Raw genomic sequence first — 26,295 nt, 5'->3', positions numbered from 1 at the left:
CGCGGGCGTAGCTCTGGACCAGATAGGCGCGGGTGTTGCGGCCAGCCGCAAGGCCCGCGGGATCGTTGAAGATGCGGCGGTTGCGCGAGTTGGCGGTGTTGAAGGCGACGTCGCCCGGCCGCTGCGGCTTCGAATAGATGCTGTTGTGCACCGGCAGATAGCCGTTGCGATCGATCGCGGCGCAGAACGCCATTCGTTTGTCGCTGGAAAGCAACTTGTCCTGGAATTCCGGCAGCGCGCGGTCGGCCCAGTTCAGGATGCGGGTGCGCATCTGCACCGGATCGGAGCCGGCGATCTTGAGATAGTTCTCGTCGAACATGTCGTCGATTCCGATCGCACCCGACGCGATGCCGGCGGCGAATATCTTGTTGATCGCCGCGCCGGCGTCGATCGCGCGGGTGACGAATTCGGTGTTCTCGTCGTGGATCGCCCACAGCCTGTCTTCGATGCGGCCGAGCAGTGCGGAATCCGGCATCACGAACAGTGCGCGTGCGCCGGCCGGTGAATGGTCGGCGATGCGTAGCCGGCAGGCGCCGATGTCGGCGAGATCGGCCGTGACGATCTCATGCCGCACGAGCGACGCCGCATGCGGCCCGCCGATCAATACGCCTTCCAGCGAGATCTCATACACCGGCGCTTCAAGCGTGTCGGCGCGGGTCTGGATCGCGATCTGCAGATGGCAGGGCAGCCGCTCGCGCTTGCGCTCGTCTTCGCGTTCATCCTGCCGCAACAGCACCGCACAGCGCGCTTTCAGCTTCGAAGCAAACATCGTTACCGCCTGGCCGGCTTGCGCGACCATCTCGCCATGCGAGGCTGCTTCCTTCGCCGCACTGTCGATCTCGGCGGCGCTGTCGCCGACCGAGGCGATGAACTGCGACGCCTGCGCGGCATTGCCGGACATGTCGCTCGTCGTCGCGCTCTGCTCGGCGACCGCCCCGGTGACGTTGGCGAAGACCGGGCGGATCGCCTCGATCGCGCTGGAGATGCGATGCACTGCATCGACCGAACCGGCGGCGTCCCTCTGCAGCGCGTCGATCTTGCGCTCGATTTCCTTGGTGGCCTCCTCGGTCTGCACCGCCAGCGCCTTGACCTCGGTGGCGACCACCGCAAAGCCGCGGCCAGCCGAGCCCGCACGCGCCGCCTCGATCGTCGCATTCAGCGCCAGCAGCGTGGTCTGGCGCGCGATCTGCGCGATCAAGGTGACGACGTTGCCGATCGCCGCGGACGAATCCCGCAGCCGGTCGACCGTGATGCTGGCCTCGTGGGCTGCCGCGCCGGCCTCGTCGGCGAGCCGGCCGGCATTGCTCACCTGCGTGCCGATGCCCTGCGCGGAATGGGTAAATTTGTCGGCGGCCTGCGCAAAGCTGGCAGCGGTGGATTGCGCCGTCAGGGTGCGCGCGGCCAGCGCATCGCTGCGGGCGCGGATCGTGGTCAGCGTGGTCGCTGTGGATTCCGCGCCGCCGGCGACAGAGGAGGCCGCCCGCTCCAGCTGACGGATCAGCGCGCCGAGTTCGAGCTCCAGCAGTTCGAGGATCTCGCGCGCCGAATCCGTCTCCGGCGCTATCGGCGCCTCGGTGGCTGCCACGACAGGCACAACCGGCGGCGCAGCCAAATCGGGCTGGCGTTTCTGAAACAGTCCAAAAGCCATGATCGGTTCCGCTGCAATGCAACTTGAACGGGTATTCTTGCACCCACGAATGAAATCATGATTAACAAGCGGGCATTTAGACGCTAGCTATCCGCCAATAACTACCTCGATTTTTGATTTTGCGGGGCGTGCAGCCTATAACCCCGCGCCGCCGACACCCCTGACGTACGACCGAATCCGAGAGAGACCGCATGGCCGGACATTCCCAGTTCAAGAACATCATGCACCGCAAGGGCAAGCAGGATGCCCAGAAGTCCAAGCTGTTCAGCAAGCTGGCGCGGGAAATCACCGTCGCCGCCAAGCTGGGCACGCCGGATCCCAGCATGAACGCGCGGCTGCGCGCTGCGATGACCGCGGCCCGCCAGGAAAACATGCCGCGGGATAACATCGAGCGTGCCGTCAAGAAGGCGAGCGCCAGCGAGGGCGAGAACTACGACGAGATCCGCTACGAGGGCTACGGCCCCGGCGGCGTCGCCGTGATCGTCCAGGCGCTGACCGACAACCGCAATCGCGCGGCGTCGGACATCCGTTCCTATTTCACCAAGTCCGGCGGCAACCTCGGCGAAACCGGTTCGGTGTCCTTCATGTTCGATCATCTGGGGATCATCGAATACGACGTGGCCAAGGCCTCCGCCGACGACATGCTGGATGCCGCCATCGAGGCCGGCGCCGACGACGTGCTGTCGTCCGAGAGCGGCCACGAGGTCTATGCCTCCAAGGAAACCTTCCGCGACGTCGCCAAGGCGCTGGAAGTGAAATTCGGCGAAGCCCGCAAGGCGGAACTGACCTGGAAGCCGCAGAACACCGTGCCCGTTGACGACGAGACCGGCGAAAAGCTGCTGAAGCTGATCGATCTCCTGAACGAACATGATGACGTGCAGAACGTCTACGCGAACTTTGAAGTCTCGGACGCGCTGGTCGCCAAGATGGGCGGCTAGCAGGCTGTCATTCCGGGGCGCGAGGCGAAGCTCAGAGCGAACCCGGAATCCCGAGATGCTTTGAACATCTTCAGCTTCCGGGTTCGGGCGCAACTGTCGCTGCGCTCGAACCCGGAACGACAGACCCCCGCCCCATTTTCACCCGTGCACATCCCTGTGTTGCTATTTTGTTCTTAAGCTTTCGGCGCTATCACTCTTGGCATGACAAATATGCCGATTCGCCAACCCGTCCGCATTCTGGGCATTGATCCGGGCCTGCGCCGCACCGGCTGGGGCATCATCGAGATCGACGGCAACCGGCTGACCTATATCGGCTGCGGCTCGGTGGAGCCGGCGGAAACGCTGCCGCTGGCGAGCCGGTTGCTCGGTATCCATGAAGGCCTCGCCAAAGTGCTCGGCGATTTCCAGCCGGCTGAAGCCGCGGTCGAACAGACCTTCGTCAACAAGGACGGTGTCGCCACGCTGAAACTCGGCCAGGCGCGCGGCATCGCGATGATGACGCCGGCGATGTTCGGCATATCGGTCGCGGAATATGCGCCCAACCAGGTCAAGAAAACCGTGGTGGGCGCCGGCCACGCCGACAAGAACCAGATCCAGATGATGCTGAAAATCCTGCTGCCGAAGGCCGAGCCGAAATCCGCCGACGCCGCCGACGCGCTCGCTATCGCCATCACGCACGCCCACCACCGCCAGAGCACGATGCTGCGGCTGAAGGTCGTCGGCGCGTGATCGGCAAACTCAAGGGCCTGATCGATTCCTACGGCGAGGACTACGTCATCCTGGACGTGCAGGGCGTCGGCTATCAGGTGCATTGCTCGGCGCGGACGCTGCAGGCGCTGCCGGCGCCCGGCGAGGCCGCAGTGCTCTCGATCGAGACCTATGTCCGCGAGGACGCCATCAAGCTCTACGGCTTCCGCTCCGACCAGGAGCGCGAATGGTTTCGCCTGCTGCAGACCGTGCAGGGTGTCGGCGCCAAGGTGGCATTGGCGGTGCTGAGCACGCTGCCGCCGGCCGACCTCGCCAACGCCATCGCCTTGCGCGACAAGGCCGCGGTGGCGCGCACGGTAGGCGTCGGGCCGAAGGTGGCGGAGCGCATCGTTACCGAATTGAAGGACAAGGCGCCGGCGTTCTCCACCGTCGACCCGTCGCTGGTGCAGCTGTCCGGTGCGATCGAGGACCACAGCGCGCCGCGCCCGGTGTCGGACGCGATTTCCGCGCTGGTCAATCTCGGCTACGGCGCGCCGCAAGCCGCCGCCGCGATCGCCGGCGCCTCGCGCATCGCCGGCGAAGGCGCCGAGACCGCGATGCTGATCCGGCTCGGCCTGAAGGAACTGGCCAAGTGACCGCCGCTCTTGCGCTCCCTCGTGGTAACGTCACCCGATGACCATCGCCCCCAATCGCCTGATCACCCCCGAGCGCCGCGCCGACGACATCGGCGACACTTCGCTGCGCCCGCAGAACCTGTCCGAATTCGTGGGCCAGCAGCAGGCCCGCGCCAATCTGCAGATTTTCATCGACGCCGCCCGCAAGCGCGGCGAGGCGCTTGACCATGTGCTGTTCGTCGGCCCCCCCGGCCTCGGCAAGACGACGCTGGCGCAGATCGTAGCGCGCGAACTCGGCGTCGGCTTTCGCGCCACCTCCGGCCCGGTGATCGCCAAGGCAGGCGATCTCGCCGCCCTTCTGACCAATCTCGAAGAACGCGACGTGCTGTTCATCGACGAAATCCATCGCCTCGCGCCTGCCGTCGAGGAAGTGCTGTATCCGGCGATGGAAGATTTCCAGCTCGACCTCATCATCGGTGAGGGCCCGGCAGCGCGCTCGGTGAAGATCGAACTTGCGAAATTTACGCTGGTCGGCGCCACCACGCGTGCGGGCCTCCTGACCAATCCGCTGCGCGACCGCTTCGGCATTCCCGTGCGGCTGAATTTCTACACCGTCGAGGAACTGGAAAAGATCGTCACCCGCGGCGCCCGCGTGCTGGAGATCGGCATCACGCCGGACGGCTCCAACGAGATTGCGCGCCGCGCCCGCGGCACGCCGCGCATCGCCGGCCGGCTGCTGCGACGTGTGCGCGATTTCGCCTCGGCCGCAGACGCGTCAGCCATCGACCGCAAGATAGCCGACCACGCGCTCTCCGCACTGGAAGTCGACAGCGCCGGGCTGGATGCGATGGACCGTCGCTATCTCACCACGATCGCTATGAACTATGGTGGCGGCCCGGTCGGCGTCGAGACGATGGCCGCGGCGCTGTCGGAGCCGCGCGACGCCATCGAGGACATCATCGAGCCGTTCCTGATCCAGTGCGGCTATCTGCAACGCACCCCGCGCGGCCGCCTGCTGACCTCGCACGCGTTCAAGCATCTCGGGCTCAACGAGCCCTCGCGCGATCCCGCGCAAAACGGGCTGTTCGGCGGCGTGGAGGAGGAATAGGGGACGGCGGCCGATCTGCTGGATCAGATGCGGCGTAACCCGGCGGCCGACTGGTCGATTGGCGATGTCGAGCGCGTTTGCCTGGCTCATGGCCTGTTGCTCCGCGCGGGCAAGGCCACCTCACACTGACATGCAAAGCACCCGGCAGCCAAAGAGATCCTGACAATTCCCGCCCGGCGTCCGATCAAGCCGGTCTACATCCGCAAGCTGGTGCGCTATATTGAAGAGCATGGAGGTTCGCGATGAAACTTGAATATGCCATTCGGATCGAGCGGCTGGCGGATAGCGATGGCGGCGGCTATCTCGCGACCGTACCCGAGCTTGCCGGATGCATGTCCGATGGCGCGACGCCGGAAGAAGCGCTCCACAATGTGCAGGACGCGATTGCTTCATGGGTTGAAGCTGCCAAGGAGTGGAAGCAGGAGGTCCCTAAACCTTCGCCTCCGCTGGCTCGTGCAGGTTAAGGATATGCGTAACTGATGATCCCCCATCTCGACGGCGCGATCGCCGATGGCCTGCATCGCATGCAGGTTCGCGTGTATTACGAAGACACCGACTTTTCCGGCATCGTCTATCACGCCAATTACCTGCGCTTCATGGAGCGCGGGCGTACCAACTATCTGCGGCTGCTCGGCGCCGATCAACGCGCGTTGTTCGCCGAAGCCGAAAGCGAAGCGCCGGGTTTCGCATTCGTGGTGCGTTCGATGACGTTGGAGTTTCTCAAGCCGAGCCGGATGGACGATCTGCTGGAGATCGTAACGCGCCCGCTCGACGTGAAGGGCGCTTCGATCACGCTCGGCCAGGAGGTGCGGCGCGGTGACGAACTGCTGCTGGAAGCCAAAGTGAAGGTCGCCTTCGTTTCGGGCGGCCGGGCGAAGCCCATTCCAAAGGCGCTGCGCATCGCCATGAAGGCCGATCAGCTTTAGCAATCGAGCGATAGGCGGGAGGCCATCGACTCCTTGATGCCCGGCGGTAAAGTTGGGGATCAGCTTCGGAGGTTCCCATGTCGCGTCCGCCCCTGCCGCCTTTCACCCGAGATACCGCCGCGCAAAAAGCCCGCATGGCCGAGGACGCCTGGAATTCGCGCGATCCCGTCAAGGTGTCGCTGGCCTATACCGAGGACAGCATGTGGCGCAATCGCGGCGAGTTCTTTCAGGGCCGCGCCGCGATCGTCGAATTCCTCACCCGCAAATGGGCGAAAGAGCACGAGTACCGCCTGATCAAGGATTTGTGGGCGTTCGACGGCAATCACATTGCCGTGCGCTTCCAGTACGAATGGCATGACGACGCGAGGAACTGGTTTCGCTCCTACGGCAACGAGCAGTGGGAGTTCGACGAATCCGGCCTGATGCGCCGCCGTGAGGCCAGCATCAACGACGTCGCGATTTCCGAGAAAGACCGCCGCTTCCTGTGGCCGGCGCCCGGGCCGCGGCCGGCGTATGTGCCGGGATTGGGCACGAGCCCGTTCTAGAATCGCCGTCGAAGCAGTATTCATTCCCCGGACGCAGCGCAACCCGCCGCCCCAGCGGCGTGTGCGCTACAAATCCGAGGCCCCGGTGGAGGAAACCGGGACCCCGGATCTGTGCAGCAGCGTTGTCGGCGATGCTTCGCCGGGACACCAGCTCACACTCTACTTCGCGGTGCCTTCATCTTACGCTGCCGCCTTGTGGCGCGCCTGCTCGGCCTTGAACAGTTCGAACTCCTCGACGATCGCCTTGGCGATGCTCGGCCGTTCGCGCAGGCGCTTGTGATACGCCTTGATCGCCGGCCAATTCGCAAAATCGATCTGCGGTGTCGCCATGGTCCAGTTGATCACCGTGGCCAGATAGGCATCGGCGACGCTGAAGCGGTCGAGCAGGAAGTCGCTGCCCTGCAGATGCGCCTCGAGATAATCCAGCCGGGAGGTGCCCTTCGCCAGTGCCCATGCCTTGGTTTCGGCCGATGCCTTGGGGTCGAGCAGCGGAATGAACAGCGCCTTGTGCAGTTCGGTGCCGATGAAGCACAGCCACTGCTGCAGCCGGCTGCGCTCGATGCCCGAGCCCGCCGCAATCGCGCTGTCGGGAAAACGGTCGGCAACATATTGCAGGATCGCGGCGTTCTCGGTGAGCACCGTGCCGTCGTCGGTGCGCAAGGCTGGCACCATGCCGAGCGGGGCGACGCTGCGGAAATCCGCGCCATCGTTCATCACGCGCTTGGTCTTGGGATCGACTTCCAGAAAGGTCGCGGCGGCGCCAGCTTCATACAATGCGATGCGGGTAGCCATGGAGCAGGCCATAGGCGAGAAATACAGGTCCATCGGTGCCTCCTGTTGTTGCGGCGCGTTATGTCGCGCCGCTAGTTCATTTTTATACCGTCTCGCATATTATAAAGATCGTCAAGGAATTTATTGCGAGATGGTACAAAAAACAAAGACGCCGCCGGCGGCCGTGAAACCCGCGGCGGAGCCGAAGCGCCGCGGACGGCCGCGCACTTATGCGCCGGAGGTGGCGCTGGGGCAGGCGCTGGCGTTGTTTCGCAAGGACGGTTTCGCCGCCACCTCGCTGGACGATCTCAGCGCCGCCACCGGCATGAACCGGCCGAGCCTGTACGGCGCCTTCGGCGACAAGCGCGAACTCTATATCAAGACCTATCGGCGCTACCGCGACGATTACGGCGCGCAACTGGTGGAAATCTTCAAGGCCGACCTGCCGTTGCGCAAGCGTCTCGCGCGTATCTACGACGTCGCGCTGGAGATTTATCTGTTCGGCGGCGAGGCGCCGCGAGGCTGTTTCACGGTGATGACGGTAGCTTCCGACGCCATCGCCGATCCCGAGGTCCAGGCGCTGGTGCAGGAAAGCATCGCCGAACTGGACAAGGCGTTCGCCTGGTGTTTTCGCGACGCCGCGAAGAAGGACGAACTGCCGAAATCGGCGGACATTGCGGCGCTGTCGCAGATGGCTTCGGCGACGCTGTATTCGCTTGCCATTCGCGCCCGCGCAGGGATTCCGCGACAACAGCTGGAAGCGATCGTGAAGCACGCGGTCGATATCCTGTGCCGCGATGCAGCCTGATTCCTGGCGGGTTCCGCCGCGCAACCCGCGCCAATAAATTCCGCTATCTTGTCGGGACCGGCCATGACCGTCCGTCTTCCACACAGGGGGTACCGTCACATGCTCTACGCCATTCTCTGCTACCATGATGAAGCCGTCGTCGGCGCCTGGTCGAAGGACGAGGACGACGCCGTGATGGCGAAGCTCGCGGTGGTTCACGGCAAGCTTGCCGCTTCCGGCAAGCTCGGGCCCGTCGCGCGGCTGCTGCCGACGACAGCCGCGACGACGTTGCGCAAGGACAGCGATCCCCCGCTGGTGCTCGATGGCCCGTTCGCCGAGACCAAGGAGCAATTGCTTGGCTTCTATGTCGTGGAAGTCGCCTCGCTCGATGGCGCGCTGGAGATCGCGCGCGATCTCGGCCGCGCCAATCCCGGCGGCGCCTATGAGATCCGGCCCATCGGCCTGTTCCAGCCGGGTCACGCGGGGGGCAACGCGACATGAGCGATCTCGCCTGGATCGAAGCGGCGCTGACCTCGGCGCGGCCCCAGGCGATCGGCGCGCTGCTGCGCTATTTCCGCAACCTCGATACCGCCGAGGAGGCGTTCCAGAACGCCTGCCTGCGCGCGCTGAAGAGCTGGCCGCAGAACGGCCCGCCGCGTGACGCCGCGGCGTGGCTGATCATGGTCGGCCGAAACGTCGCCATCGACGATATCCGCAAGACCAGCAAACACGCGCCGCTGCCGGAGGACGCTACAGAAATTTCCGATCTCGAGGACGCCGAGAGCGAGTTCGCCGAACGGCTCGATGGCTCGCATTATCGCGATGACATCCTGCGGCTGCTGTTCATCTGCTGCCATCCGCAACTGCCGGCGACGCAGCAGATCGCGATGGCGCTCCGCGTCGTGTCCGGCCTCTCGGTGAAACAGATTGCACGCGCCTTTCTGATCTCCGACGCCGCGATGGAGCAGCGTATCACCCGCGCCAAGGCGGCGATCGCCAGGGCCGAGGTGCCGTTCGAGACCCCGGGGGCGCCGGAGCGCGCCGAGCGTCTCGCCGCGGTGGCAGCGATGCTCTATCTGATCTTCAACGAGGGCTATTCCGCGGAAGGCGACAGCGTGGAGGCGCGCACGCCGCTCTGCGAAGAGGCGATCCGGCTGGCGCGGCTGCTGTTGAAGCTGTTTCCGGGCGAGCCGGAGATGATGGGCCTCACGGCTTTGATGCTGCTGCAGCATGCGCGCGCTGTCGCGCGCTTCGATGCCGATGCCACTTTGGTGCTGCTCGATGACCAGGATCGCAGCCTGTGGAACGGCAAGATGATCGCCGAAGGGCTGGCGCTGATAGACAAGGCGATGCGCCATCGCCGCGCCGGTTCGTATCAGATTCAGGCCGCCGTCGCCGCATTGCATGCCCGCGCCGCAAAGCCCGAAGACACCGACTGGGTGCAGATCGATCTGCTCTATGGCTCGCTGGAAATCCTGCAGCCGTCGCCGGTGGTGACGCTGAACCGTTCCGTCGCAGTGGCCAAAATTCGCGGCCCGGAAGCCGCGCTGGCGATGATCGCGCCGCTGGCGCCGCGGCTACAGAACTACTTTCACTTCTTCGGTGTCCAGGGCGCCTATCTGATGCAGCTCGGCCGCCACGATGACGCCCGCATCAGTTTCAACCGGGCGATTGCGCTGGCCAATACCTCTGCCGAAGCCGCGCATATCCGGATGCATCTCGACAGGATGATGGACGAGAGCAAGCCCGTCACAGTTCCGTCACCGAGCTCGCCATGATACATATCCAAATTCCGTCAACGTCAACCGAAGGAGAGCAAGCGATGCAGGTCAATCCCTACCTCCACTACAATGGCGACTGCGAGGCCGCGTTTAATTTTTACGTGCAGGCGATCGGCGCCAAGATAGATGTCATCATGCATGTCGAAGGCTCGCCCGCAGCCGAACATATGCCGCCGGAAATGGCGAAGAAGGTGCTGCACGCGCAGATGACGATCGACGGCGAGGTGGTGATGGCTTCCGATGCGCCGCCGCAGCATTTCGAGAAGCCGCAGGGCTTTTCGGTGGCCCTGCAGTTTCAAGATCCCGCCGAGGGCGAAAAGACCTTCAAGGCGCTGGCCGAAGGCGGCATCATCAAGATGCCGTTCGGCGCCACATTCTGGTCGAAGGGGTTTGGCATGTGCGTCGACAAGTTCGACATTCCCTGGATGGTCAATTGCGCGTAGGGGATGCCCGAGCTCTTGAACCTCCCGCCGCGCCTTGCGGGGGGAGGTCAAGCCGCGCTGCGGCTTCGATATCGAACATAAAGAAAAACTCATGACTCCCTTTGCGCGTAACGCCGTCGTGCTCGGCCTGTTGTCCGCCGTCGGCCCGTTCGCTATCGACATGTATTTGCCGGCCCTGCCAGCGATCGCGGCGGACCTGCACACCACGACCGCTTCGACGCAAATGACGCTGACCGTATTCTTTATCGCCTTCGGCCTGTGCCAGATCGTCTACGGCCCGCTGTCCGACGTCTATGGCCGCAAGGCGCCGCTCTATGCTGGGCTGACCCTGTTCACGATCGGCTCGATAGGCTGCGCGCTGGCGCCCGGCATCGGCTGGCTGATCGCGTTTCGCTTCGTGCAGGGTCTTGGCGCTGCGGCGATGGCGGTGATTCCGCGCGCCATCATTCGCGATCTGCATACCGGCGCTGAAGCGACCCGGCTGATGTCGCTGGTGATGCTGGTGTTCTCCGTGTGCCCGATCCTGGCGCCGCTGATCGGCAGCGCGCTGATTGTGCCGTTCGGCTGGCGCGCAGTGTTCGCCGCGGTGACGCTCGCCGCCCTGATTGGCATCGCGCTGGTGGCGTTGATGCTGCCGGAAACCCGCCCGATCGAGGAGCGTATCGGCGGCAGCATGCGCAACGTGCTCGGTGGCTTTCGGATTCTGCTGCGCGACGGGCATTTCCTCGGCCTCACTTTCATCGGCGGCCTGGGCATGTCGAGTTTCTTCGCGTTTCTGGCGACGTCGTCCTTCGTCTATATCGGTCACTACGGTCTCTCGCCGACGCAATACAGCCTGGCGTTCTCCATCAATGCGATCGGCTTCATCGGCGCATCGCAATTCGCAGGCTATCTCGGCGGCCGTTTCGGCATGACGCGCGTGGTGCTGACGGCGGTGTCGCTCTATGCCGGCTTCGCGCTGTTGCTGTTTGCGCTGACGCTGATGGGCTTCGACAGCCTGCGCGTGCTGATGCCGCTCCTGTTCATGTCGTTCGCGTTCCTCGGCCTGGTGATCCCCTCGACCATGGTGCTGGCGCTGGAGCATCACGGCCCGATCGCCGGCATTGCCGCAGCCCTCGGCGGCACGCTGCAGATGGTCACCGGCGGCGTGATGATTGCCGTCGCGGGGCTGTTCTTCGACGGCACCACATTGCCGATGGTCTGCACCATCGCCCTCACCGCCGTCGCTGCGCTGCTCGTCAGCCTGGCGACGTTGCGCAACACCAGGCTGGTGACGGCGGCGGCGGAGTAGGCCGCTACCCGTTGCTGCCCTCTCGCCGCAGCGTCGGCAGGCCGATGCCGGTAGCCTCGAAGCCACCGTCGACGGCCAGCATCTGGCCGGTGATGTAGCTGGCGCGGTCGCTGCACAGGAAGAACACGGCGTCGGCCAGTTCCTCCTCGCTGCCGTAGCGGTTCAGCGGAATGGTGTCGTGATAGTCGGCGCGGATCGCTGGCGTGTGCACCGCCTTGGCCATCGCGGTTTCCACCGGCCCCGGCGCCACCGCATTGACGCGGACGCCGAGCGTCGCCAGTTCCACGGCGAACTGCTTGGTGAGGTGCGCAAGACCAGCCTTGCTGGTGCCGTAGGCGGTGCGCAGCGTCGAGGCGCGCAACGCCGAGATCGAAGTAATATTGACGATCGCGCCGCCGCCATGTTCGCGCATCAAAGGCGCTGCCGCCTGCGTACAGAGAAACGGGCCGGTGAGATTGACCGCCAGCACGCGCTCCCAGTCCGCCTGCGTGGTCTCCAGCAGCGGCTTGAAGATCGCGATACCGGCATTGTTGACCAGCGCGTCGAGCCGCCCGAAGCGGGCCTGAACGGCGGCGAAGGATTTGGCCACAGCGTCGGCATCGGCGACATCGGCGTGAAGCGCCATCGTGTTGTCGGGATCGTTCAGCGCTTTGACGGCCTGCTCAAGCAACGCGCTTTCGATATCGAGCAAAGCGACGCGGTATCCCTCGTCGAGAAACCGTTTGGCGACCGCGAGACCGATGCCGCGCGCGGCGCCGGTCACGAGTGCGACCTTGTGCGGTGATGTGGTCATGTCCTGCCCTGATTGTTCTTGTTTGAAGGGATGATCCCGGCAGGCTTATAGCGGCGCTTTGCAAGCGGGCAAAGCCAAGCCTGCCCGCCTGTCGCGCGGCAATGATCCGTCTAGCGCACGTAAAACACGAATCCGGCGATGACCAGCATCGCCGCCACCGCCAGCACCTGCGCGAGCGCCCCTGAAGCCGCCTTGAGACGGGCATTTTTCATGCGTGTCTCCCCCGAACATGGCAAGCCACCGGGCGTGGCCCATCGCTGCGCGACGAGCACCCAAGGCAGCCTGAAATTTTACGCAAAACACCCCGAACCGGACCGTCGCATCAAGGTCCCCAAGAGCGACGATCGACCACGCCAGAGTCAATCAGCAATGCGGCGGGAATTTGTTGCTGGCGATGTCGGCGCCGCCGGGGTGGCGTTGCAAAATTCAGCCAGACGTTTGGCAACACCGAACTGCTTGCTTCTCGAGGCGGCGAGATCAAGCGCATCAATGTGTAGTTCGAAGCGACGTACGAAAGCGAATGCGCGTCGCGCGCGCCGTGCGAAAATTTCGCGGGGCCATGTCGGCGCCGTAAATCGCCGTTCGTCTATTGTCAGAACATTCGGTCACCAGGGAGCAGGCGATGCGTTTTATGATGCTGATGATTCCGGCGGGCTATGAGACCGTCGCGCCCGGCACGCTACCCGACGCCGAACGCGTCGCTTTGATGATGAAGTACAACGAGGCGCTGCAGGCGGCTGGCGTGCTGATCACGCTCGACGGGTTGCATCCGCCCTCGATGGGCGCGCGGGTGTCGTTTCCCGATGGCGGACCGGTGATCACCGACGGCCCCTTCGCCGAGGCAAGGGAGGTGCTCGGCGGTTACTGGATGATTGATGTCGCCTCGCGTGAGGCCGCCATCGAATGGGCCACAAAGTGCCCGGCGACCCCGAACGAGGTGATCGAGATCCGGCAGGTGCAGGAGATGGCCGATTTTCCGGCCGACGTGCAGGAGGTCGCTTCCGGCTTTGAGACGATGCAGACCACTGCGCGGCGGCTCGGCTGAACCGGGGAGTTCTGCAATCGCGCTAGTGACCTTGCGCCCCAGCTCATGTAAAAGCCCTTCACATGAGCTGGCGCAAAGACGACCGCCGCGCCGAGCGCGGCTATCACCACGGAAATCTGAAAGAGGCGCTGCTGCAGGCAGCGCTCGGGCTGATTGCAGAGAAGGGAGCGGCAGGCTTCACCTTCGCCGATGCCGCGCGCTCGGCCGGCGTCAGCGCCGCGGCCCCGTACCGGCATTTTCGCGACCGCGACGATCTCCTGGCCAGCATCGCGCAACGCGGCTTCGAGCAGTTCGAGGCGGCGCTGACCGCGGCCTGGGACGACGGCCGCCCCGACACCGTCAGCGCGTTCATGCGGGTGGGCAAGGCCTATCTCGCTTTTGCCCGCAACGAACCGGCGTTCTATTCGGCGATGTTCGAGTCGGGCGTGCCGGTCGATAGCAATCCGCCGCTGGCCGCCGCCGGCGAGCGCGCCTTTGGTGTGATCCGCATCGCCGCCGAGCGACTGGCGGCGCTGACGCCGCCGGGCGCGACGCGGCCGCCGGCGATGATGATGGCGCTGCACATCTGGTCGTTGTCCCACGGTGTCGCGTCCTTGTTCGGCCGCGGCGACGCCGCGCGCCGCAAATTGCCGATGTCGCCCGAAGATCTGCTCGAGGCCGGCGTGCTCATCTATCTGCGCGGTCTGGGTTTTCCGACCGAGCGCCGGCCGCAGCCACCTCCGCCGCCGGAAGCCGGGGAACGCCCCGCCGGCCCTTGGGGCAAGGTCCCAAAATAATTTCAGCGGCCCGCTTGCGGATATCTTGACAAAATCCGTCCCGGGTTTACGTATGTAAATGTTATTTACATTCACGGGCGGCATGGTGCCGTCATGGAGAGCGAAATGGCTGAAGCTGGTTACAATCGATGGAGTGGTCCCTCCGACATGCCACGCTATCCGCAGCCGATGCTGCGTTCGGCGTGGTCGCCCGGCTGGATCATCCTGACGGTGCTTGGTTTCATGTTCTGGTGGCCGGTTGGCCTCGCGGTTCTTTTCTACACCATAGGGAGCAGAAAAATGGGTTGCGGAGATAGCGGCGATCGCTTCGCCAGCAAGATGGAGCGCATGCAGAACAAGATGGAGCGGATGCGCGGCCGCATGGAGCGCCGCGGCTTCGGCTTCGGTGGTTTCGGTCAGCCGAGCTCGGGCAATCGCGCCTTCGACGAATACCGCATGGAAACGCTGCGCCGCCTCGAGGATGAGCAGCACGAGTTCCGCGACTTCCTGGACCGTTTGCGCCACGCCAAGGACAAGGAAGAGTTCGACCAGTTCATGGCGCAGCATCGCCCGCGGCCGACCCCGCCGTCGGACAGCCAGCCGCAGGGCTGAAGTAGCGGATCAACCACATAAACGTCGGCGTTGTCGCCGCCGCCAATATCGCCGCCCATCTGGAAACAGGTGGGCGGTTTTGTTTGTCGCAACGCCGCTTGCCGCAGCGCCGCAGAACAAGCGAACTGCGCTTCATTTCTCCGTGGTATCCGGCGTTGGTAACCTCGCTTTAACCACGCCGGGCGTCTGGTAAAGCCTGCAAAACCGCGCGCAAGCCCTCGTTTTGACATGTTGACAGGGGATTCAGAGCCCGGCTTCGGACCAGCCATCCCATGCGACACAAAATGAAGCTCTGCGCAGGCGTTCGCCGCCGCGTGCTATGCGTGATGGCCACCGGCGGCAGGCAAGTTGCTGGTGAACAAAGGATTTTCGCGTTGAGAGGATGTTTCTTATGAACCCGGCCGATGTGGCGCAGTCAGCCCTGCCGCTGGCTTCTTCCGACGTTTCGCTGATCTCGCTGTTCATGCAGGCACACTGGATCGTCAAGGCGGTCATGATGGGCCTGCTGGGCTGTTCGGTCTGGGTCTGGGCGATCGCGATCGACAAGATGTTCCTGTTCGCCCGCACCAAGAAGGCGATGGACCGTTTCGAGCAGGCGTTCTGGTCCGGCGAGTCGATCGAGGATCTGTATCGCGCGTTGTCCACCAAGCCGACGCAATCGATGGCCGCCTGTTTCGTCGCCGCGATGCGCGAATGGAAGCGCTCGTTCGAAAGCCAGGCGCGCTCCTTCACCGGCCTGCAGATGCGTATCGACAAGGTCATGAACGTCTCGATTTCGCGCGAGATCGAACGGCTGGAACGGCGCTTGCTAGTTCTGGCCACGGTCGGCTCGGCCGGCCCGTTCGTCGGCCTGTTCGGGACGGTGTGGGGCATCATGTCGAGCTTCCAGTCGATCGCGGCCTCCAAGAACACCTCGCTGGCTGTGGTCGCACCCGGTATCGCGGAAGCTCTGTTCGCCACCGCAATCGGCCTTATCGCCGCCATTCCGGCGACTATTTTCTACAATAAGTTCACATCCGAGGTGAACCGCCAGGCTCAGCGCCTGGAGGGCTTTGCCGACGAATTCTCGGCGATCCTGTCGCGGCAGATCGACGAGCGCGTCTGAGGGGGATGAGTTGAAGCTGATAGCGGGTAGCCGATCATGGGCATGAGTGCGGGCGGAGGCGACGGTGGTGGACGGCGCGGTCGTCGTCGCGCCCATGTCATGGCCGAGATCAACGTCACCCCGATGGTCGACGTCATGCTGGTGCTGATGATCATCTTCATGGTGTCGGCGCCGATGCTCACCGTCGGCGTGCCGCTCGATCTGCCGCAGACCCAGGCCAAGAGCCTGGAGCAGGACAAGACGCCGCTGCAGCTCTCTGTCGATATCAAGGGCAAGATTTTCATCAACGACACGGAAGTCCAGATCAGCGATCTGATACCGAAGTTGAAGGCGATCACCGACGCCCGCGGCGGGCTCGAAGAGCGCATCTTCATGCGCGCGGACAAGAAGGCGGACTACGGCACCGTAGCCCGCGTGATGGGGCAGCTCTCCGGCGCCGGTTTCAAGCGGTTGGCACTGGTGACCGAGGTGGAGCAGGGGACCTGAAGGTGAAGGTCGACAAGACACTCACGGCGTCTGTGGCCCTGCACGTGCTCGTGATCGGGTGGGGACTCGTATCTTTTTCGTCCAAGGCTTTCGTCTCGGTCCCCGAAGATTCGCTTCCGGTCGAGATCATTTCGTCTGATAAACTCCCGCATGTCACCAAGGGTATCAAGACCGCCAAGCCGGAGAATAAAGCTCCGCGGGTGGACAAGATCGCCGAAGCCAAGCCCGTTGAGGAGGCCCCCGGCAAGGTGACCGAAAAGCCGCCCGTCGTGACGGAAACCGCGCCGCCTCCGCAGCCCAAGCCCACGGAAAAGCCCGCCGATTCGGAAGCGAAGGCCGCAGAAGCCAAAGCCGCGGCAGAAGCGAAGGCTTCTGCTGACGCGAAAGCCGAGGCTGCCGTCAAGGCTGACGCGAAAGCCAAAGCGGAGGCCAAAGTTGAGGCTGAGGCCGAAGCGATTGCCACTGCGGAAGCCAAAATAAAGGCCGAAGCCAAAGCCAAAACTGAAGCCAAGGCGAAAGCGGACGCCAAGGCCAAGGCCGACGCGCAAGCCAAGGCCAGGGCGGAAGCAGACGCGAAAGCCAAGGCGGAGAAGGCTGAAGCGAAGGCCAAGGCGGACGCGAAGCCCAAGGTTGACCCTCTTGTCAGCATCGCGGCCTTGCTCGACAAACGCGATCCGAGCCGCGAGGCTGCGACCGGCGCCACGCTGAATTCGAACGCTGCGCTCGGCCTGTCCAAGGGCAAGGCCGCGGACAATTCCGCGACCTGGGGCGCGATGTTCAAGGATCAGGTAACGCGCTGCTGGAAGAAGCCCTATGGCGGCCTCGACGCCCAACTGGCACAGGCCGAGTTCAGCATCAAGCTGAAGCAGGATGGTACACTCGAGGCCATGCCGGTTACGCTGGGATCGGCGAACACGGCCTATGCGAAGGTGTTCCAGGAGAGCGGCGCGCGCGCGATTATCGCCTGTGCGCCTTACAAGCTGCCGGCAGCGTTTTTCGATGAATGGAAGTTTTTCTACCCCGTTTTCGACAGCAAGGATCTGTAGTGACGCGGTCATTTGAGAGCAAAAAAGATGTCTGACCAGAATAGTCTCATCAAGCCGCCGTTCCGGTTCACGCGCCGGCAGCTTTTGTCTGGGATGGCATCGAGCGGCCTGCTTTTGAGCGGCGCGCAAAAGGCTTTTGCGCAAGCCCGCGTCACGGTCACCGGCGGCGAGGTAGCCCCGTTGCCGATCGCGATTCCCGCTTTCGTCGCCGGCACCCCGTCCGACAACGAAGTCGCCAACAACGTGGCGCAGGTCATCACCAACAACCTCAAGCGCAGCGGTCTGTTCGCGCCGATCGATCCGGCGGCCTTCATCGAAAAGATCAGCAACATCGACACGCCGCCGCAGTTCCAGAACTGGAAGACCATCAACGCCCAGGCGCTGGTGACTGGTCGCGTGACCCGTCAGCCCGACGGCCGTCTCAAGGCCGAGTTTCGTCTGTGGGACGTCGGCACCGGGCAGCAGCTCACCGGCCAGCAATATTTCACCTCGCCGGAATACTGGCGCCGGATCGCGCACATCATATCCGATCAGATCTATGAGCGCCTGACCGGCGAGAAGGGCTATTTCGACAGCCGCGTGGTGTTCGTCGACGAGACCGGCTCCAAGGAGCGTCGCGTCAAGCGTCTGGCGTTGATGGACCAGGACGGCGCCAATGTGCGCTATCTAACGCGCGGCGCAGACCTCGTGCTGACGCCGCGGTTCTCGCCGTCGACGCAGGAGATTACCTATATGGAGTTCGGGCAGGGCGACCCGCGGGTCTACCTGTTCAACATCGAGACCGGACAGCGCGAGATTGTCGGCAACTTCCCCGGCATGTCGTTCTCGCCGCGTTTCTCGCCGGACGGCCAGCGCGTCATCATGAGCCTGCAGCAGGGCGGCAATTCCAACCTGTTCGTGATGGACTTGCGGTCCAAGTCCACCACGCGCCTGACCGACACACCGGCGATCGACACCTCGCCGTCTTACGCGCCCGACGGCAGCAAGATCTGCTTTGAGTCCGATCGCGGCGGCAAGCCGCAAATCTACACGATGGCGGCGACCGGCGGGCCAGCGCAGCGCATCTCGTTCGGCGAAGGCAGCTATTCGACGCCGGTCTGGTCGCCGCGCGGCGATTACATCGCTTTCACCAAGCAGGGCGGCGGGCAATTCTCGATTGGTATCATGAAGCCCGACGGCTCCGGCGAGCGGTTGCTCACTTCAGGGTACCACAATGAAGGCCCGACCTTTGCGCCGAATGGCCGTGTCGTGATGTTCTTTCGTGAACAGGGCGCTGGACCGTCGCTCTATACGGTCGATGTTTCCGGACGCAATGAACTCAAGGTACCGACTCCCGGCTTTGCCTCGGATCCCGCCTGGTCGCCGCTGCTATCGTAAACAAACCGTTGTCTGACGAACGAGCGTTGCCGGCCCTACCCGACGCAGGACCGGCAGACCTTGCCTAGTGTGCTGAAATCATAATCATTTTTGGTGTCAGCACGTTTTCTAAATATCTTGGTAATGATGTTCCGTCAGAAAGGCTTTACCTCCTAGAGGTATCATCACGCGTTGAACCATCGAATGAACGGCGCGTACCCATGCAATTGGTAGAGCCCCCTCAGAGCTTGGACGAAGTGAAGCTGACGCCGTCGATTTACGCGGCGCTGGTGGATTCGATGTGTCAAAATTCTGCGTCGATGCTTACCGGCACGATCTGCGCCGCCATTGCGGCGCTGATGACGGCGGTCAAGACTGGCAACGTCTGGATCTGGCCATGCGCGCTTATCATCGTCTTCATCGGCACGGCGCGCGCGTTGCAAATGCGGACGTATGAAAAACGCACCGCAATGCTGACCTACGAGCAGGCCTTTGAGTGGGAGCCGCGCTATCGGCTCGGCGCCGTCCTGTACGCGTCCGCGCTCGGCCTGTGGTGCTTTGTCGTCATTCTCGGCAGCGACGATCCCGTCGCGCACATGCTCTGCACCACGGTGACGATCGGCTATACGGCGGGCGGCGCTGCCCGTAACTACGGACGACCAAAGATCGTCCAGATGCATATCCTTTGCTCGTGCGGACCGATGTCTCTCGCGCTGGCGCTGTATGGCGGCCCTTATTATCTCGGCCTTGCCGGATTGCTGGTGCTTTTCTTCATCGGCCTCAAGCTGATCAATCTCAATCTGCACAACATATTCGTCGATGCCCTGATGGCCAGCGAGCGGGAAGCCGCACTGGCCGGCCAGTTCGATACGGCCCTGAACAATATGCCGCATGGTCTGTGCATGTTCGCGGCCGATGGCCGGCTGGCCGTCATCAACAACCGCTTCAACGAAATGATGAGCGGTGGCGCGGAATTCGTGCAGTGTGGCGCCAACCTCCGCGAGGTACTGGCGGCCTTCGTCAAGGCTGGAACGGTATCCCCGGCCAGCGCAATGACCATCATCGCCGAGGTCGAAGGCTCCCAGGCGGCTGAGATCACCACGCTTGACCACGCGCTCGATGAAGAGCGGGCGTTGTCCTGGAAGTTCCAGCCGATGGTCGGCGGCGGCACGGTGGTCTTGGTTGAAGACATCACCGCGCGGCGCACGTCTGAAGCCCGCATCAGCCATATGGCGCGGTTTGACGAACTCACCGGCCTGCCCAACCGCGTCAGCTTCCGTAACGAGATCGGGCGGATGCTGCGCAACGCGGACGCGACGACCATCTCGGCACTGCTGTTCGTCGATCTCGATCAGTTCAAGCAGGTCAACGACACGCTCGGCCATCCTTGCGGCGACCAATTGCTGTGCATGGTCGCCGACCGGATGCGCGAAATGCTGCGGGCCGACGATTTTGTCGCGCGCTTCGGCGGCGACGAGTTCGTCGTGTTCCAGCGCGGCATCAAGAGCAATCACGACGCGGCCGATCTCGCGCGCCGCATCGTCGAGCGCCTCAGCGAGCGCTATGAAGTCGACAATCATCAGGTCGAGATAGGCGCCAGCGTCGGCATTGCGCTGACGCAGCCCGGCGTCGGCGCCGATAGCCTGCTCAAGAATGCCGACATGGCGCTGTATCGCGCCAAGGCATCCGGACGCGGCACCTTCTGTTTCTTCCGCGAAGAGATGGCCCAGACGGTCGAGGCGCGTCGGGTGCTCGAACTGGATCTGCGCAAGGCGCTCGCCAACGAGGAATTCGAACTTTACTACCAGCCGCTGGTCAACCTGAAGTCCGGTCGAATTTCGACCTGCGAGGCCTTGCTGCGGTGGAATCATCCCGTTCGCGGAACGGTGTCGCCCGTCGATATCATTCCGGTCGCCGAGGACATGGGGCTGATCGTCGATCTTGGCCGCTGGATATTGCGCAAGGCCTGCATGGAATGCATGAAGTGGCCTGACGCCGTCAGCGTCGCGGTGAATTTCTCGACGCAGCAGTTCCACCAGCGCGATGTGCTGAGCGAAGTGCGTTACGCGCTTGAAGTATCCGGCCTGCCGGCGCACCGTCTCGAAATCGAAATCACCGAATCCTCACTGCTGCGCAACACGCAATGGACCCATGATGCGCTGTCACAATTGCATGCGGCGGGTTGCCGGATTTCGCTCGACGATTTCGGTACCGGATATTCCAGCCTGAGCTATCTGCATAACTTCCCACTGCAGAAGGTGAAGATCGACCGTTCCTTCCTCGAAGGAATCGACACCGATCGACCGCTGACGCTGCTGCGCGGCGTCGCTCGCCTGAGCGCTGATCTCGGTATGTCGGTGGTGGTCGAGGGCATCGAGACCAACGAGCAACTTGAACTCATCAGCGCCGACGGCACCGTGACCGAAGCGCAGGGCTACTTGTTCAGTCGCCCCGTTCCTGCAACCCGCGTGCGCCAATTGCTCGATGCGTCACACGGCCGTCGTCTCACGGACATGCGCGAAGCAGAAGTCTCTCGCAGCCCCGCCTGACGCGGCTCGTCTCCAGAAATTTGTGTAGTTATGTTTCATATTACCACGTGTTGGTAATAGGTTAACCCTAATATAGTACATCCTTTGACAACTTTTAAGAAAGTCTTAACCTTTCTTAACGGTCGCAATGTGGTGTTGAGTAGCGTTGGAGGCGAAGTATGGCTACGGCCGATCAAGTAACTAATGCATCGTCGCGTGGAATTGAGCTTCTTGATCAGGTCGATTATCGCCTTATGGAGACGGACGCGGACCGGGACGCCATCTATCGGCTTCGCTACGACGCCTATCTGAAAGAGGGCACGATCCTGCCGAATCCGTCCCGCAAGGTTACGGACCGCTATGACGACATGGCGAACTCGTGGACGTTCGGGGTTTATTTCGAGGGCGTGCTGTCGAGCTCCATTCGTATCAGCGTCGGCTCCGCCGGACATCCCGAAACGCCGTCGATGGATGTGTTTCCCGATCTCCTGAAACCGGAACTCGCTGCCGGCAAGGTGTTCGTTGATCCGACTCGCTTCGTGGCCGACGCCGTGCAGGCGCGGCGTTTCCCGGAATTGCCCTATCTCACCGTTCGCCTTGCCTACGTCGCGTGCAGCTATTTCAACGCTGACCTTGGCCTGGCCACCGTTCGCTCCGAGCATCAGGCCTTTTATCGGCGTGTTTTCATGCACGAGCCGCTCACGGGGCCGCGTCAGTATCCCGGGCTGATCAAGCCGATCTGCCTGATGGCGGTGGATTTTCCGGAAATGCGCGACAAGGTGTTTGCGCGCTATCCGTTTCTCCGCTCCAGCTATTTCGAACGCCGCAAGCTGTTCGAGCGTAGCGAAGACAAGGCGCTGGGCGTCCGGGGGCCGGAACTGGCCTTCGAGCGCGCGTCGATCGTGCCGCGGGCCTGAAGGCGCGCGCTCCAAATCTGCTTTACGGTAATCAAAACGCGGTGTTCTTCACGGGACGCCGCGTTTTCGTGTCTTCACCGTCGCGCCACATTTATAACCCATTAACCATCCGGTGGATTTTCGGGCACCTGTGGCATTTGACGGGTTTTGGCAACACCTCATCAAGGTTGACGGAACGTTCGCTTAACCAACGCCCTGTAGACCGTAATCAGTTGGACAAAGCGTGAGCGTTGGAGGCTCCCGAATGAAACATCAAATGCGTATCCTCCAGGGATTAAAACTGGCTGCGGTGCTTGCCGTGGCACTGTCGATGGGCGCTTGCGCCAACAAGAACCCGCTGGACGGCGCAAATGGCGGGATGGCCAATGCGGCGTCGCCGGGCAGCCAGCAGGATTTCGTGGTCAATGTCGGCGACCGCGTGTTCTTCGAGAGCGACCAGACTGAGCTGTCGCCGCAGGCGATCGCGACCCTGGACAAGCAGGCGCAGTGGCTGCAGCAGTACAACCGATACTCCTTCACGATCGAAGGTCATGCCGACGAGCGCGGCACCCGCGAGTACAACATTGCGCTCGGCGCCCGCCGTGCGCAGTCTGTGCGCAACTTCCTGGCCTCGCGGGGTATCGACGCCAGCCGGATGCGGACCATCTCCTACGGCAAGGAACGTCCGGTCGCAGTCTGCAACGACATCTCTTGCTGGTCGCAGAACCGCCGCGCCGTCACCGTGCTGAACGCTGGCGCCTGAGCGTAGCGTTTGATATCAAGAAGCCGGCGTCTGCCTTGGGGGCAGGCGCCGGTTTTGTTTGTGCGGCCCGGCTGGCTCTGTCGAAAGTCACATTTTCGGCGTAGTGAAGCTCTCAATGTGGTGCGCTTCCTGTGGCGCAAAATTCGTCAGGCAAACATGTCATCCCCATTTCATACTTTCGCGCGCGTGGCCCTGATGTCCGCGACGTTGGCGATTCCAGCGCTGACCGTGCCGTCGGTTGTCTTCGCCCAGATGCAGCAGTCCGATGATGACGTCGATCCGGAAGTTCGGGTCCAGCAGCTCGAAGCCAAGCTGCGCCAGCTCACCGGGCAGAACGAGGAACTCCAGTTCCGCAATCGCCAGCTCGAAGAGCAGCTCCGTCAGTTGCAGGCGGCAGCGCCGCCGGCGGGGGCTCGACCCAATGTCGCCGCCGCCCCGGTGCAAGCTCCCGTGCAGACCGCGCCGGTTGGCCGCCAGTCGGCGCCGCCGCAGGTCTATGACCAGCAGATCGCGGCGCCCGCGCCGATCGTGCAGGATCCAGCCCCGCAGCGCGGCGGCCGCCGCAACGACGCCTTCGATCCCAACGCCAATCCCGGCGCGCCCGGCGTGCCGCGCGCGCTCGGCGGCGGCGCTCAGCCGATGCCGGCCAACGCGCCGGCCGCGATGCCCAACGCCCGTGGGGCCGGGGAGCCGCTTCCGCTCGCCAATTCCGCGCCGGCGGCCGGTGGTCTGACCACGCTGCCGCCGGGCGCGACGCCGAAGGACGAGTTCGACCTCGGCATCGGTTACATGCAGCGCCGCGACTACGCTTTGGCGGAGGAGACGATGCGCAATTTCGCACAGAAATACCCGACCGACCCGCAGTTGGCCGACTCGCAATACTGGCTCGGCGAGAGCTTCTTCCAGCGCCAGCGCTACCGCGATGCCGCCGAAGCCTTCCTCGGCGTGACCACCAAGTTTGATACCTCGGCCAAAGCGCCGGATGCGCTGCTGCGGCTCGGTCAGTCGCTGGCGGCGCTGAAGGAGAAGGAGGCGGCCTGCGCCGCCTTCGGCGAGGTGCTGCGGAAATATCCGCGGGCGTCGGGCGGCGTGAAGACGGCGGTAGACCGCGAGCAAAAACGCGTTAAGTGCTAGAGCGAAGCGCGCCGGACTGATCCGGCGCGATGAGCTGTATGGCGGCGCGCATGTCCGATGACGATCATTCGCCGATCGCGGTGGCCGAGGCGAAACGGCTGTTCGCCGATTGGCGGTCCGCGGCGGCCCTGATCCTGGCCGTCTCCGGCGGGCCGGATTCGATGGCGCTGCTGTGGCTCGCCGCGCGCTGGCGCCGCGCCTTGAAGCGCGGTCCCGATTTAATCGCCGTCACCATCGACCACGGCCTGCGACCAGAGGCGGCGCGCGAGGCCCGCGACGTCAAGAAACTGGCCGCCGCCCTCGATCTGCCGCATCGCACCTTGCGCTGGACCGGCGACAAGCCGACGAACGGCTTGCCGGCGGCTGCGCGGGCTGCGCGCTACCGGTTGCTGGCCAAGGCAGCCAGGGCGCACAAAGCGAGCCATATCCTCACCGCGCATACGCAGGACGATCAGGCCGAGACGCTGTTGATGCGGATGGCGCGCGGCAGCGGGCTGGCCGGGCTTGCGGCGATGGCGCGGCAGACGCCGCGCGAGGGCGTATTGCTGGCGCGTCCCTTTCTGGACATCCCGAAGTCCCGGCTGATCGCGACGCTGGCGAGAGCGAGGGTCGGCTTCGCGGAGGATCCGACCAACAAAGACCTGCATTTCACCCGGCCGCGGCTGCGCGCATTAATGCCGCAGCTGAAGGCCGAGGGCTTTGATCCCGGCAATCTGGCGCGGTTGGCGGCGCGGCTGGCGCGGGCCAACGTCGCGCTGGAGTTGATGGTCGATGGCGCCGAGAGCTTCGTTGAGCTGAAAAGGGTGGCCGCGCGGCCCGGTATCGACACCGCCGTCTTTTCGGGGCTGGCCGAGGAAGTCCGGCTGCGGCTGCTCCTGCGCCTGATCGACCGGGTCGGGTACGAGGGCCCGGCAGGGCTCGGCCAGGCCGAGGCGCTGCTGGCGGCGATCGATCGGGCCGTGCAGGCGGATGGCAAAGGTATCCGGCTGAAGCAGACGCTGGCCGGCGCGCTGATCACGCTGAGCCATGACCGGTTGCGAATCGATCCGGCGCCGCCGCGACGCCGACGAGATTGATCGAAAGCAACGGCCCCGGTCGGCTAATGACTTAACCACCGTACGAAAACATCGGTGCAACCGCCATTATTTGAACTGGAAGCCGGGCTACATGCGTTAAATAGTCCGGCATGGTTCCCTTGGCAGCGCGTCCCGTCGCACCTAGATTGTAACCAACCGACCCAGGGTGACTCCCTTGAGGCGCCCCAAGGGAATAAGGCCGCGATCCGCGCGGCGACGAAGGAAGATCGATGAACGCGAATCTGCGCAATTTCGCCCTCTGGGTCATTATCGTTTTGTTGCTGCTGGCGCTGTTCACGCTGTTCCAGAATCCTGGACAACGCGCCGCCTCGCAGGACATTTCGTTCTCGCAATTGCTGAGCGAGGTTGACCAGAACCATGTCCGCGACGTCGTGATCCAGGGGCCGGAGATTCACGGCACCTTCACCAACGGCTCCAGCTTCCAGACCTACGCGCCGTCCGATCCAACGCTGGTGAAGCGTCTGTATGACGGCAAGGTCTCCATCACCGCCAAGCCGCCCGGCGACAATGTGCCGTGGTTCGTCTCGCTGCTGGTGTCGTGGCTGCCTTTCATCGCGCTGATCGGCGTCTGGATCTTCCTGTCCCGTCAGATGCAGGGCGGCGCCGGCAAGGCGATGGGCTTTGGCAAGTCGCGCGCCAAGATGCTTACCGAGGCGCATGGCCGCGTCACCTTCGAGGACGTCGCTGGCGTGGACGAAGCCAAGCAGGACCTGCAGGAAATCGTTGAATTCCTCCGCGATCCCGGCAAGTACCAGCGCCTCGGCGGACGCATTCCGCGCGGCGTGCTGCTGGTCGGTCCTCCCGGCACCGGCAAGACGCTGATCGCACGCGCGGTCGCCGGCGAAGCCAACGTGCCGTTCTTCACCATCTCGGGTTCTGACTTCGTCGAAATGTTCGTCGGCGTCGGCGCATCCCGTGTCCGCGACATGTTCGAGCAGGCCAAGAAGAACGCGCCCTGCATCATCTTCATCGACGAAATCGATGCGGTCGGTCGTCATCGCGGCGCCGGTCTCGGCGGCGGCAATGACGAGCGCGAGCAGACCCTCAACCAGTTGCTGGTCGAGATGGACGGCTTCGAGGCCAATGAAGGCGTGATCCTGATCGCCGCCACCAACCGTC

28 protein-coding genes are annotated in these 26,295 nt (G+C 63.7%); 25 read left to right on the top strand and 3 right to left on the bottom strand.

The annotated features are described in order from the left end of the window. The coding region (locus JWQ24_RS00505; protein WP_299803054.1) for a methyl-accepting chemotaxis protein at positions 1-1,648 on the bottom strand (1,648 nt) is incomplete at its 3' end. Positions 1,649-1,839: 191 nt separating this feature from the next. Here JWQ24_RS00505 and JWQ24_RS00500 point away from each other — a divergent pair. The 7 genes from JWQ24_RS00500 (at position 1,840) to JWQ24_RS00470 (ending at position 6,487) form a co-directional block, all read left to right on the top strand. Further along, a complete protein-coding gene (locus JWQ24_RS00500; RefSeq protein ID WP_299803052.1) occupies positions 1,840-2,586 on the top strand; it encodes a YebC/PmpR family DNA-binding transcriptional regulator in 747 nt (248 codons plus the stop codon). Between the two features lie 201 nt (positions 2,587-2,787). Beyond that, the gene (gene ruvC / locus JWQ24_RS00495) at positions 2,788-3,315 is read left to right on the top strand and encodes a crossover junction endodeoxyribonuclease RuvC (RefSeq protein ID WP_299803050.1); all 528 of its coding nucleotides are present in this window, start codon (positions 2,788-2,790) and stop codon (positions 3,313-3,315) included. After that, positions 3,312-3,929: a Holliday junction branch migration protein RuvA gene (gene ruvA, locus JWQ24_RS00490; protein ID WP_299803048.1), complete on the top strand. Its 618-nt coding sequence runs from the start codon at positions 3,312-3,314 to the stop codon at positions 3,927-3,929. The genes ruvC and ruvA overlap by 4 nt, the downstream gene beginning before the upstream one ends. Positions 3,930-3,966: 37 nt before the next feature. Beyond that, a complete protein-coding gene (gene ruvB / locus JWQ24_RS00485; protein WP_299803046.1) occupies positions 3,967-5,016 on the top strand; it encodes a Holliday junction branch migration DNA helicase RuvB in 1,050 nt (349 codons plus the stop codon). 242 nt (positions 5,017-5,258) lie between these two features. Continuing rightward, positions 5,259-5,480, top strand: coding sequence for a type II toxin-antitoxin system HicB family antitoxin (locus JWQ24_RS00480; protein ID WP_299803044.1), 222 nt, complete (start codon positions 5,259-5,261; stop codon positions 5,478-5,480). Between the two features lie 15 nt (positions 5,481-5,495). After that, the gene (ybgC, locus tag JWQ24_RS00475) at positions 5,496-5,942 is read left to right on the top strand and encodes a tol-pal system-associated acyl-CoA thioesterase (RefSeq protein WP_299803042.1); all 447 of its coding nucleotides are present in this window, start codon (positions 5,496-5,498) and stop codon (positions 5,940-5,942) included. Positions 5,943-6,019: 77 nt separating this feature from the next. After that, positions 6,020-6,487: a nuclear transport factor 2 family protein gene (locus tag JWQ24_RS00470; protein ID WP_299803040.1), complete on the top strand. Its 468-nt coding sequence runs from the start codon at positions 6,020-6,022 to the stop codon at positions 6,485-6,487. A gap of 180 nt (positions 6,488-6,667) precedes the next feature. Here JWQ24_RS00470 and JWQ24_RS00465 read toward each other — a convergent pair whose 3' ends face one another. After that, complete coding sequence (locus JWQ24_RS00465; RefSeq protein WP_299803039.1) at positions 6,668-7,312, bottom strand: glutathione binding-like protein; 645 nt, start codon at positions 7,310-7,312, stop codon at positions 6,668-6,670. Positions 7,313-7,409: 97 nt separating this feature from the next. Between JWQ24_RS00465 and JWQ24_RS00460 the strand changes: the two genes are divergently transcribed. From JWQ24_RS00460 to JWQ24_RS00440, 5 genes are all read left to right on the top strand, one after another. Then, positions 7,410-8,066: a TetR/AcrR family transcriptional regulator gene (locus tag JWQ24_RS00460; protein WP_299803037.1), complete on the top strand. Its 657-nt coding sequence runs from the start codon at positions 7,410-7,412 to the stop codon at positions 8,064-8,066. Positions 8,067-8,165: 99 nt separating this feature from the next. Continuing rightward, positions 8,166-8,546, top strand: coding sequence for a YciI family protein (locus tag JWQ24_RS00455; protein ID WP_299803035.1), 381 nt, complete (start codon positions 8,166-8,168; stop codon positions 8,544-8,546). Continuing rightward, complete coding sequence (locus JWQ24_RS00450; RefSeq protein ID WP_299803034.1) at positions 8,543-9,823, top strand: RNA polymerase sigma factor; 1,281 nt, start codon at positions 8,543-8,545, stop codon at positions 9,821-9,823. The genes JWQ24_RS00455 and JWQ24_RS00450 overlap by 4 nt, the downstream gene beginning before the upstream one ends. A 44-nt stretch (positions 9,824-9,867) precedes the next feature. Continuing rightward, positions 9,868-10,269 (top strand): VOC family protein, encoded by a 402-nt coding sequence (locus JWQ24_RS00445; RefSeq protein ID WP_299803031.1) that lies wholly within the window; start codon positions 9,868-9,870, stop codon positions 10,267-10,269. A 91-nt stretch (positions 10,270-10,360) separates the two neighbouring features. Beyond that, positions 10,361-11,560, top strand: a complete 1,200-nt coding sequence (locus tag JWQ24_RS00440) for a multidrug effflux MFS transporter (protein ID WP_299803029.1) — start codon at positions 10,361-10,363, stop codon at positions 11,558-11,560. Positions 11,561-11,564: 4 nt separating this feature from the next. Here JWQ24_RS00440 and JWQ24_RS00435 read toward each other — a convergent pair whose 3' ends face one another. Beyond that, positions 11,565-12,353: an SDR family oxidoreductase gene (locus JWQ24_RS00435; protein ID WP_299803027.1), complete on the bottom strand. Its 789-nt coding sequence runs from the start codon at positions 12,351-12,353 to the stop codon at positions 11,565-11,567. A 622-nt stretch (positions 12,354-12,975) separates the two neighbouring features. Here JWQ24_RS00435 and JWQ24_RS00430 point away from each other — a divergent pair. From JWQ24_RS00430 to JWQ24_RS00370, 13 genes are all read left to right on the top strand, one after another. After that, positions 12,976-13,398, top strand: a complete 423-nt coding sequence (locus tag JWQ24_RS00430) for a YciI family protein (protein WP_299803025.1) — start codon at positions 12,976-12,978, stop codon at positions 13,396-13,398. 62 nt (positions 13,399-13,460) lie between these two features. Next, complete coding sequence (locus JWQ24_RS00425) at positions 13,461-14,174, top strand: TetR/AcrR family transcriptional regulator (RefSeq protein WP_299803023.1); 714 nt, start codon at positions 13,461-13,463, stop codon at positions 14,172-14,174. 105 nt (positions 14,175-14,279) lie between these two features. Beyond that, complete coding sequence (locus JWQ24_RS00420; protein ID WP_299803022.1) at positions 14,280-14,765, top strand: DUF2852 domain-containing protein; 486 nt, start codon at positions 14,280-14,282, stop codon at positions 14,763-14,765. 391 nt (positions 14,766-15,156) lie between these two features. Next, positions 15,157-15,870 (top strand): protein TolQ, encoded by a 714-nt coding sequence (gene tolQ, locus JWQ24_RS00415; protein ID WP_299803020.1) that lies wholly within the window; start codon positions 15,157-15,159, stop codon positions 15,868-15,870. A 36-nt stretch (positions 15,871-15,906) separates the two neighbouring features. Continuing rightward, on the top strand, positions 15,907-16,356 hold the full coding sequence (gene tolR, locus JWQ24_RS00410) for a protein TolR (RefSeq protein WP_299803018.1): 450 nt from the start codon (positions 15,907-15,909) through the stop codon (positions 16,354-16,356). A gap of 2 nt (positions 16,357-16,358) precedes the next feature. Then, a complete protein-coding gene (gene tolA, locus JWQ24_RS00405) occupies positions 16,359-17,402 on the top strand; it encodes a cell envelope integrity protein TolA (protein WP_299803016.1) in 1,044 nt (347 codons plus the stop codon). A 27-nt stretch (positions 17,403-17,429) separates the two neighbouring features. Next, positions 17,430-18,779 (top strand): Tol-Pal system beta propeller repeat protein TolB, encoded by a 1,350-nt coding sequence (gene tolB / locus JWQ24_RS00400; protein WP_299803014.1) that lies wholly within the window; start codon positions 17,430-17,432, stop codon positions 18,777-18,779. Between the two features lie 200 nt (positions 18,780-18,979). Next, positions 18,980-21,307 (top strand): EAL domain-containing protein, encoded by a 2,328-nt coding sequence (locus JWQ24_RS00395; RefSeq protein WP_299803012.1) that lies wholly within the window; start codon positions 18,980-18,982, stop codon positions 21,305-21,307. A 158-nt stretch (positions 21,308-21,465) separates the two neighbouring features. Beyond that, a complete protein-coding gene (locus JWQ24_RS00390; RefSeq protein WP_299803009.1) occupies positions 21,466-22,203 on the top strand; it encodes a hypothetical protein in 738 nt (245 codons plus the stop codon). 244 nt (positions 22,204-22,447) lie between these two features. Further along, on the top strand, positions 22,448-22,945 hold the full coding sequence (pal, locus tag JWQ24_RS00385; RefSeq protein ID WP_299803007.1) for a peptidoglycan-associated lipoprotein Pal: 498 nt from the start codon (positions 22,448-22,450) through the stop codon (positions 22,943-22,945). 195 nt (positions 22,946-23,140) lie between these two features. After that, entirely contained in the window at positions 23,141-24,079 is a 939-nt protein-coding gene (ybgF, locus tag JWQ24_RS00380) for a tol-pal system protein YbgF (RefSeq protein ID WP_299803005.1), read from the top strand. A 50-nt stretch (positions 24,080-24,129) separates the two neighbouring features. Continuing rightward, positions 24,130-25,155 carry a tRNA lysidine(34) synthetase TilS gene (gene tilS / locus JWQ24_RS00375; protein WP_299803003.1) on the top strand — a complete coding sequence of 342 codons (1,026 nt, stop codon included), beginning with the start codon at positions 24,130-24,132 and terminating at the stop codon, positions 25,153-25,155. A gap of 230 nt (positions 25,156-25,385) precedes the next feature. Beyond that, a partial coding sequence (locus JWQ24_RS00370; RefSeq protein ID WP_299803002.1) for an FtsH/Yme1/Tma family ATP-dependent metallopeptidase occupies positions 25,386-26,295 on the top strand: 910 nt, incomplete at its 3' end.

Origin of the sequence: Tardiphaga sp. (assembly GCF_028290495.1) — a bacterium.
Lineage (GTDB): Bacteria > Pseudomonadota > Alphaproteobacteria > Rhizobiales > Xanthobacteraceae > Tardiphaga.
Note: the sequence above shows the minus strand (reverse complement) of the source record. Positions and strands in the feature narration are given on the sequence as shown.